This window comes from Micromonospora sp. NPDC049049, assembly GCF_040649115.1.
In the GTDB taxonomy this organism is placed as follows: domain Bacteria; phylum Actinomycetota; class Actinomycetes; order Mycobacteriales; family Micromonosporaceae; genus Micromonospora.
The window spans coordinates 75,458-85,610 of sequence record NZ_JBEZEX010000029.1; the positions used below are offsets into that span (position 1 = coordinate 75,458).

2 protein-coding genes are annotated in these 10,153 nt (G+C 72.6%); both read left to right on the forward strand.

All coding sequences use genetic code 11. From position 1 onward, the window contains the following. Positions 1-6: 6 nt before the first annotated feature. Positions 7-5,004 (forward strand): amino acid adenylation domain-containing protein, encoded by a 4,998-nt coding sequence (locus tag AB0B68_RS25560; protein WP_357263179.1) that lies wholly within the window; start codon positions 7-9, stop codon positions 5,002-5,004. After that, the coding region (locus AB0B68_RS25565) for an amino acid adenylation domain-containing protein (RefSeq protein WP_357263182.1) at positions 5,001-10,153 on the forward strand (5,153 nt) is incomplete at its 3' end. The genes AB0B68_RS25560 and AB0B68_RS25565, both read left to right, overlap by 4 nt.

Here is a 10,153-nt window from a genome sequence, read left to right on the forward strand (position 1 = left end):
AGCACCATGAGTATCGTTCCGCCAGCGGCGCCCGCAGCCGCAGCCGCCACCCAGGGGGCAGGCACCCTGGCCGAGTTGATCGCCCGGCAGGCCGCGCTGACCCCCAGCGCCATCGCGGTAAGCGGCGAGTCCGAGCGGTTGGAATACGCCGGACTGGACCGGCGGGCCAATCAACTCGGTCGGTACCTGGCCGAGCTGGGCGTCGGCCCGGAATCGCTTGTCGCGGTCAACCTGGACCGCGGCGTCGACCTCGTGGTCGCGCTGCTGGGAGTGTGGCGCGCCGGTGCCGCGTACCTGCCGCTGGACCCGACCCACCCCACCGAGCGGCGGCGGTGGCTTCTCGCCGACAGCGGGGCCGGAGTGCTGCTCACCCGCGACGCGTTGCGCGACGAGGCGACGCCCGGCCAGGTCGTCTGCCTGGACACCGACCGGGCGCGGATCGCGGCCTGCCCGGACACCCCGGCGGTGCCGTCACCCGACCCGGACTCGCTGGCGTACGCCATCTACACCTCCGGGTCCACCGGCGAACCCAAGGGAGTGCTGATCACCCATCGCGGTATCGGCAACCGGGTGACCTGGACGATCCGGGAGCACGGCCTGGGCCCCGGCGACCGGGTGTTGCAGAAGACCTCGGTCAGTTTCGACGCGGCGGGCTGGGAGTTCTTCGCCCCGCTGGCCAGTGGCGGCACCGTGGTGCTCGCCCCGGATGGGGCACACCGGGATCCCGCCGCCCTCGTCGCGGCGGTCGTCCGGCACGGGATCACCGTCCTGCAGGGAGTGCCGTCGGTATTCGGTCGGCTGGTCGACCAGCCCGGTTGGGCCGACTGCACCAGCCTGCGGCTGATCTTCTCGGCGGGTGAGCCGTTGTACGCCGACCTGTGCCGGCGGCTGATGGTCACGCCCGAGGTGCGGGTGTGGAACACCTACGGCCCCACCGAGTGCGCCATCGACGTGACCGCCCACCCGGTGGACCCGGCCCAGCCGGCCGGGCCGGTGCCGATCGGGCGCCCGCTGCCCGGCGTCCGCGTCCAGGTCCTCGACGCCGACCGTCGGCCGGTGCCGGTGGGTGTGGTCGGCGAGCTCTACATCGGTGGGGCCAACCTGGGCCGGGGCTATCTGCACCGGCCGGACCTGACCGCCGAACGGTTCGTGCCCGACGAGTACGGGCCGCCCGGCGAGCGCCTCTACCGCACCGGCGACCAGGTCCGGTGGCGCGCCGACCGGAGCCTGGAGTTCGTCGGTCGGACCGATCACCAACTCAAGGTCAACGGGGTACGGATTGAGCCGGCCGAGGTGGAGGCGGTGCTCGCCGCGCACCCGGACGTCCAGTCGGCGGTGGTGGTGGGGCACACCGACCCGGCCGGTCGCCGGCAGCTCGCCGCGTACGTCGCCGGTCGCCGGCCACTAGACCCGGCGGCCCTGCGCGCGTTCTGCGTCGGTCGACTGCCCGAGGCGCTCGTGCCGGCCGTGTTCCAGCCGGTGGCGGAGTTCCCGCTCACCGCCAGCGGCAAGATCGACCGGTCCGCCCTGCCGGCGATCGACCCTCTCGACCGCCCGGCGCTCCGGTCGCCGCGGACCGCCGCCGAACAGACTGTCGCGGCCATCTGGCGGGACCTGCTCGGCGTCGACGAGGTCGGCGTCGACGACGACTTCTACCAGCTCGGCGGCTCCTCACTGGTGACGCTGGCGCTGGAGAGCCGGCTCAGCGGGGCGGGCGGCGCGGTGACGCTGCGCGACCTGCTCACCCACACCACCGTGGCCGCACAGGCCCGGCTGGTGGAGGCGGCCACCCCGGCGGCTCCACCGGTGCTGCCCGTGGGACGTGACCAGCCGCTGCCGCTCTCCGCCGCCCAGCACCGGCTCTGGATGCTCGACCAGCTCGACCCGCGCAGCAAGGAGTGGGTCGTCCCCGTGCACGTACGGCTGCCCGCCGCCATCCACCCCGACCACGTCCGGGTGGCCCTGCACGCGCTCGAGGCACGGCACGAGCCGTTGCGCACCCGCTACCTGGTCGTCGACGGCGTGGCCCGCCAGCAGGTCGTACCGCCGGGAGATGTCGACCTGGAGGTGCGCGACGTCAGCCACGGCGGGTTGGCCGAACTGATCACCGACCAGCTCGGCCGGGGTTTCGACCTGCACACCGGTCCGCTGTGGCGGGCCGGGCTCGCCGTCGCCGCCGGCCGGGATCACCTGCTGGTGCTGGCCGTGCACCACATCGCATCCGACGCCGGCAGCGCCGACGTCCTCGAACGGGACCTGCGGGAGCTGTGCGACGCCGCCGCGCAGGGACGGCCGGCCGACCTGGCAAAGCTGCGGGTGCAGTACGCCGACTACGCGGTCTGGCAGCAGCGGCACCTCACCGACGAGGTCGTCGGGCGGGAGCTGGCGTACTGGCGGGAGACGCTGGCCGGGATGCCCCAGCTGGAGTTGCCGCTGGACCGTCCGCGTCCGGCCCGGCGGGACGCGCAGGGCAGGATGCTCGGCTTCACCGTCGACGCGGAGGTCGCGGGCGCCCTGACCGAGGTGGGCCGGCGCTGCGCTGCCAGCCCGTTCATGACCCTGCTCACCGGCTTCGCCACGCTACTCGCCCGCTGTACCGGGCAGTGGGACGTGCCGATCGGCACCCCCACCTCCGGGCACCGGCCCACCGAGCTGGACCAGGCGGCCGGGATCTTCCTCAACCCGGTGGTGCTGCGCTGCACCCTGGACCCGGCGTCCGGCTTCACTCAGGCGGTCAGGCGAGTCCGCGACCGTACCGTCGCTGCCCTGGCCCACCAGGACCTGCCCTTCGACCGCGTGGTGTACGACCTGGTCGGCGAGCGGGACCTGTCCCGCACCCCCCTCTACCAGGTGGCGCTGAACTACCAGGCGGGCGGGATCACCGGCCGGGTGGCCGACGACCCGATCACGATCGAGGCGCTGCGGCAGGCGTCCACAGTGGCCAAGTCCGACCTGACCGTGCACCTGTGGCCGCAACCGGACGGTTCCCTCGCCGGCGCCGTGGAGTACGCCACCGCGCTGTTCGACGACGCGACCGTGCGACGACTGGCCGACCACTTCGTCCGGCTGCTGCGCGCCGCCGCCGACGAGCCGGACGCCCGCCTGGACCAGCTCGACCCGTTCTCGGCCGAGGAGCGGCAGCGCCTGCTGCACGAGTGGAACGGGCCGACGGTGCCCCGGCCGGCCACCACAGTGGTCGACCTGTTCGAGGCGCGCCGCGCGGCGACACCGCAGGCCGTGGCGTTGCGCCACGGCGACGCGCGCACCAGCTACGCCGAGTTGGACGACCGGGCCAACCAGTTCGCCAACCATCTGCGCCGCTCCGACGCCGGATCGGGCGCGACAATCGCCGTACTGCTGGCGCGGGGACCGGACCTGGTCGCCGCGATTCTCGGCTGCTGGAAGGCGGGTGCGGCATGCCTTCCGCTGGATCCGTCGTACCCGGCTGAGCGGATCGGCTACCTGCTCGACACCGCCGGCGTCGGCCTCGCCATCACCGACTCGCGATACGCCGACCGGTTCGGGGTGCCCACCCTCCAGGTGGACACCCACCGGCTGATGGTCAGCGCCGAACCGCACACCGCGCCGGCCCGCGATCTCGACCCGGCGCAGACGGCGTACGTGCTGTTCACCTCCGGATCGACCGGCCGCCCCAAGGGGGTGCTGCTCTCCCACGCGGCGGTGACGAACTTCCTGGCCTGCGCCACCGAGACCGAGGCGCTCGGCGACCGGGGAGGCCGCCCGGCCGGCGGAGGGGCTCCGCTGTTCTCCACCATCGCCTTCGACCTGTCGATCTCCAACCTGTGGGGGCCGCTGGTGGCCGGCCAGCCGGTGACCCTGCTTCCGCAGGATTTCGACCTCACCCAACTCGGCGCGCTGCTGCTGACCGCCGGCCCGTACGACCGTTTCATCATGACGCCGCCGCACCTGGAGTTGCTGGCGGCGCAGGTCGACGCCGCGCAGGCGCAGCGGCTGGCCGGTCAGCTCTGGGTGGCCGGTGGGGTGCTGCGCGGGTCGGTGGCGAACCAGTGGCTCGACAGGCTTGGCCCCGGCGGCCTGATCAACTCCTATGGTCCGACCGAGACCACCGTGATCATGTCGGCGTACCCGGTCGTCGCACCACAGACCAGCGAGATCGTGTCGATCGGCCGGCCGATGGCGAACACCGTGGTGCGGATCCTGGACGACGCGATGCGGCTGCTGCCGGTCGGCGCCGTCGGCGAGCTGTACATCGGCGGCGAGTGCCTGGCCACCGGCTACGTCGGGCGGCCCGGGCTGACCGCCGACCGCTTCGTGCCCGACCCCTTCGGCCCGCCGGGCGCCCGCCTCTACCGCAGCGGCGACCTGGGCCACTGGCGACCCGACGGCACGATGGCCTTCGTCGGTCGGGTGGACGACCAGGTCAAGGTCCGCGGCTACCGGATCGAACCCGGCGAGATCAGCGCTGTCGTCGCCCAACATCCCCGGGTACGCGACTGCGTGGTCCTCGCCCACCAGGACCGCCTGGTCGCCTTCTACGTCGGCGAGGCCACCGACCTGGCCGCGTACTGCGCCCGGCCGTTGCCCGACTTCATGGTGCCGAGCCTGTTCGTACCCGTGGAGCGCATACCCCTCAACGCCAACGGCAAGGTCGACCGGGACGGGCTGCGCGGCCGGCTCGACGCGGCACTCGCCGACGGCGCCGCCGATCCCACCGAGTTCGTCGCGCCGCAGAGCGTGGTCGAGAAGCGGGTCGCCGCGATCTGGGCGGAACTGCTCGACGGGCGGATCGGCGCCACCACCGACTTCTTCCTCCTGGGCGGCCACTCGGTGCTCGCCGCCCGGCTGATCGCCGGGCTGCAGGAGGAGTTCGACCTCGACCTGCCGATCCGGCTGGTGTTCGAGCACCCGACGGTGCGTGCCCAGGCGATCGCCATCGAAGACCTGATCCGAGCGGAAATCGACGCGCTGGACGCCGCCGACCTCACCCACGACCTTTCGCGATCCGAGGAGTCCCCGGCATGACCAGCATCGCCAACGAGCCGAACCTGCGTGAAGAACTCGTCCAGCGTCGCCTGGCCGGCCGTCGTACCGGCCGCCGGGACCGGATCCCGACCGTCGACCGGTCGGGGGAGCTGCCGCTGTCGTACGGCCAGCAGCAGATGTGGTTCCTCAACCGGATGGACCCCACCAGCGCGGAATACCTCGTCTCCTCCGCGCTGCGGCTGCACGGCCCGCTGGACGCCGACGCGCTGGGCCGTGCACTCGACGCCCTGGTCGCCCGGCACGAGATCCTTCGCACCCGCTACGCCCTCGCCGGCACCTCTCCGGTCCAGGTGATCGACCCGCCGGCGCACCGCGACCTGCCGGTGGTGGACCTGACCGACAGGCCCCGCGCCGAGCGGGAGGCGGCGCTCGACGCTGCGCTCGCCGACAGCGCGCGCAACGGGTTCGACCTGGCCCGGGAGTGGCCGTTGCGAGCGGTGCTGGTCCGACTGGACACCGATGAGCACGTCCTCGCCCTGGTGCTGCACCACATCGCCTGCGACGCGCCGTCGGTCGCGGTGCTCACCGGCGAACTGGCCGAGTTGTACGCCGCCCTCCGGGTCGGCGTCGAGCCCTGGCTGCCGGCGCCCACCGTGCAGTACGCCGACTTCGCCGCCTGGCAGCGCGGCCGGTCGCGCGCCGAGCCGGTGGCCCGGTCGCTCGCCTACTGGCGCGACCAACTCGCCGGGCTGACGCCGGTGGAGCTACCGGCCGACCGGACCCGGCCGAGGAACCGGGACTGGCGCGGTTCGTCGGTGCCGTTCACCCTGAGCGCCGATCTGTCCGCCGCGCTGCGCACCGTCGCCCGCGACGCCGGCACCACCGTCTTCGTCACCCTGCTCAGCGCCTACCAGGTGCTGCTGTCGCGCTACACCGGCCGGACCGACCTCGCCGTGGGCACGGTGTCGTCCGCGCGCAGCCGAGCGGAGCTGCACAACCTCGTCGGGTACGGCATCGACAACCTGGTGCTGCGGGCACGGTGGAGCGGCGACCCCTCGTTCGCCGCTCTGCTGGCGCAGACTCGGGACACCGTGCTGGGCGCGTTCGACCACACCGACGCCCCGTTCGCGCTGCTGGCCGACGAGCTGGAGCCGGAGCGGGATCCGTCCCGTACCCCGCTCTACCAGGTAGCGATCACCCTCCAGAGCGAGCCGCCCACCACCGACTGGCCCGGCGACCTGCGCGTGGAGCCGGTCGAGCTGCCCCTGCGTACGTCCAAGGTGGACTTCACGCTGCACATGATGGAGGGCGTCGACGGCGGGCTGCGCGGCCGGATCGAGTACGCCACCGCCCTGTTCGACCCGGCCACCGTCGAGCGCGCCGCCGACCACATGGTGCGGCTCCTGGAGCAGGTGACGGCCGACCCGACGGCCCGACTGTCCGACCTGGCCATCCTCGGTGCCGCCGAGCTGGCCGTGGTGACCCGGGGGCCGGTCACCGCAGACCCGGTCACCGGCACCGTGCACGGCGTCTTCGAGGCGATGGCGGCCACCCACCCCCACGCTCCTGCGGTGACGGCGGGCGACACCACCCGCAGCTACGCCGAGCTGAACGCCGACGCCAACCGGCTCGCCCACTGGCTACGTGGCCACGGTGCCGGCCCGGAGCGGCTGGTCGGTGTGCATCTCGACCACGCCCCCGAACTGGTGCCGGCCCTGCTCGGCGTGCTCAAGTCCGGCGCGGCGTACCTGCCCCTCGACCCGGCCTCGCCGGACGAGCGCCTCGACTTCATGATCAACGACGCCGGGGCGGAGATCGTGCTGACCACGACCGTCCACCGCGACCGGTTCGCCGGCTTCGGTGGGACAGTAGTCCTGCTGGACGCCCCGGACCTCGTCGCCGAGCTGGCCGCCCAGCCGGTCGCCGACCCGGCCGTGCCCATGGACGTCGACAACCTCTGCTACGTCATCTACACCTCGGGCTCCACCGGCCGCCCCAAGGGTGTCGCGGTGGCCCACCGGCAGGTGCTGCGGCTGCTGACCGTCACCGCCGCCGACTACCGGTTCGGCCCGGACGACGTGTGGACCCTGCTGCACTCGTACGCCTTCGACTTCTCCGTCTGGGAGATCTGGGGCTGCCTGCTGCACGGCGGTCGGCTGCTCGTGGTGCCCCGCGAGCTGGCCCGATCTCCGCAGGACCTGCTCGACGAGCTGATCGCACAGCGGGTCACGGTGCTCTGCCAGACGCCCACGGCGTTCCGCGCGCTGGTCCGGCTCGCGGCCGACGGCGACGCCCGGATCGACCGGCTCGCCCTGCGGGTGGTGACCTTCGGCGGCGAGAAACTGGACTTCGCCGATTTGGCACCGTGGGTGGCCAGCCGTGGCGTGGACGCACCGCACCTGATCAACATGTACGGGATCACCGAGACCACCGTGCACACCACGTACCACCGGGTCACCGCCGACGAGGTGGGCGGCACGGCCAGCCTGATCGGCGTACCGCTGTCGGACCTCACCGTCCACCTGCTCGACGCCGACGGTCGATCGGTGCCGATCGGTGTGCCCGGCGAGATCCACGTGGGTGGCCCGGGTGTCGCCCGCGGCTACCTCGGTCGCGCCGACCTCACCGCGCAGCGGTTCGTGCCGGACCCGTGGGGGCCGCCCGGTTCGCGGCTCTACCGCAGCGGCGACCTCGCCCGCCGGTACGCCGACGGACGGCTGGAGTTCGTCGGACGCATCGACCACCAGGTCAAGATCCGTGGCTACCGGGTGGAGCTGGGCGAGATCGAGGCGGCCCTGACCGTCCTGCCCGGCGTTCGGGACGCGGTCGTGGTGCTGCGCGAGGACAACCCGGGCGACCAGCGGCTGACCGCCTATCTGGTGGCCGACGACACCTCGACGCTGCTGCGCCCCTCACAGCTGCGTACGGCGCTCGGCCGGACGCTGCCGGACTACATGATCCCGGTGGCGTTCATGCCGCTGCCCCGGATCCCGCTGACCGTCAACGGCAAGCTCAACCAGGCCGCGCTGCCCGCCCCGGGCCGTTCGGTGGCCGCCGTCGACCGCCCGTACGTGGCCCCGCGCACCACTGTGGAGCAGCAGCTCGTTGACATCTGGACCGCCACCCTCGGGCTGGACCGGGTCGGTGTGCAGGACGGCTTCTTCGATCTCGGCGGCGACTCCATCCGCGCGGTGGCACTGGCCGGCGCGTTGCGTGAGGCGTCCTTCGACGTCGAGGTCCGGGACATCTTCGAGCGGCGTACCGTCGCCGAGCTGGCCGAACTGCTCACCGCACGGCCGGCCGCCGAGCCGGAGCCTGCGGTCGCCCCGTTCGAGCTGGTCGGCGAGGCGGACCGGGCCGCGCTGCCCGCCGGCCTGGTGGACGCCTACCCGTGCACCCAGGGTCAGCTCGGCATGCTTGTCGAGCTGCTGTCCGACACCGAGCAGAACCCGTACCACAACGTGACCAGCTACCGGGTCCGTGGCGAAGGGGAGTTCTCCCTGGACGCGCTGCGTGCCGCCGCGGCACTGCTGGTGCGCCGCCACGAGGTGCTGCGTACCTCGTTCGACCTGACCAGCTATTCGGTGCCCATGCAGCTGGTGCACGCCACCGCCGAGCTGGCCGTCACGCACGACCACAGCCCTGCCGCAGAGCGGGCCGAGCTGGACCGGGAGCTGCGCGAGCACATCGCGGTCGAGCGGGCCCGTCTGTTCGACCTCGATCGCCCGTCGCTGCTGCGGCTGCACGCCAGGACCTGCGCCGACGGCAGTTGGTGGCTCACCATCACCGAGTGCCACCCGATCCTGGACGGGTGGAGCTACCACTCGCTGATCATGGAGCTGGTCCGCGCGTACCAGCAGATCCGGGCCGGAGAGCCGCTGTCGCCGCGGCCCATCCCGTCGGTGCGCTTCGCCGACGCCGTCGCTGCCGAACGGCGGTCGGTCGCCGGTGACGCCGACCGGGCGTACTGGCGTGGTGTCCTGACCGGTCGGGCCCGTCACGACCTGCCCACCGGCTGGGGTGACCCCGAGGCACCGGAGGGCGCCAAGCACGAGCACTGGGTGCCGGTGCAGGACCTCGAATCCGCGCTGCGCGACCTGGGCCGGCGCCTCGGCGTGCCGTTCAAGTCGATCATGCTGGCTGCGCACCTCAAGGTGATGAGCCAGCTCACCGGCGCGGAGCGGTTCTACACCGGCCTGGTCTGCAACATCCGGCCCGAGGCGGCCGGCGCGGACCGGGTGTACGGCATGCACCTCAACACCGTTCCGGTCGGCTACGACGGTCCGGCCGCCACCTGGGACGAGCTGATCCAGCGGACCTTCGACGCCGAGGTGGAGCTGTGGCCGCACCGGCGCTACCCGCTGTCCACCCTGCAGCGGGAGGTCGGCGAGGACGCCCGCATGCTCGACGTGCGGTTCAGCTTCCACGACTTCCACCAGATCGACACCGACGACATCGACTACGCCGAGTCCATAGACGACAGCCCCACCGAGTTCCCGCTCGGCGTGTTCAGCCGGCTCGGCTTCCTCACCCTGCAGGCCAGCCAGCGGCACGTCGGCCACGACGCCCTGCGCCGCCTGGGCGCCATGTATCGCGTGGTGCTGGAGGCGATGGTGGCGGATTCGGGTGGGGACGCGCGGGTGGTGTGTCTGCCAGCCGGTGAGGTGTCGGTGGTGTTGGCCGATGGTGACAGCGCGGTGGAGCCGGTGTCGGGGTCGGTCCTTCAGTGGTTCGAGGAGCAGGTTTCCCGGGTGCCGTCGGGCGAGGCGGTGAACGGTGTGCCGTTCGCCGAGTTGGACGCGCGGGCTGTGGCGTTGGGGTCGTGGTTGGCCTCGCGGGGTGTCCGTCGGGGTTCGGTGGTGGGGGTGTTGCTGGATCGGGGTGTCGATCTGGTGGCGGCGCTGCTGGGGGTGTGGAAGGCGGGGGCGGCGTTTGTGCCGGTGGACCCGTCGTATCCGGTGGGTCGGGTCGAGGCCATGTTGGCCGATGCGGGCGCGTCGGTGCTTGTGACGTCGTCGGGGCACGTGGACCGCTGCCCCGAAGGCGTGGAGGTGCTGACCGTCGACTCTGTGCCGCAGGTGGAGTCGGTTCTCTTGCCGGGTGTGGTGGATCTGGATGATGTGGCGTATGTGATTTTCACGTCGGGTTCGACGGGTCGGCCGAAGGGTGTGCAGGTTTCGCATCGGGG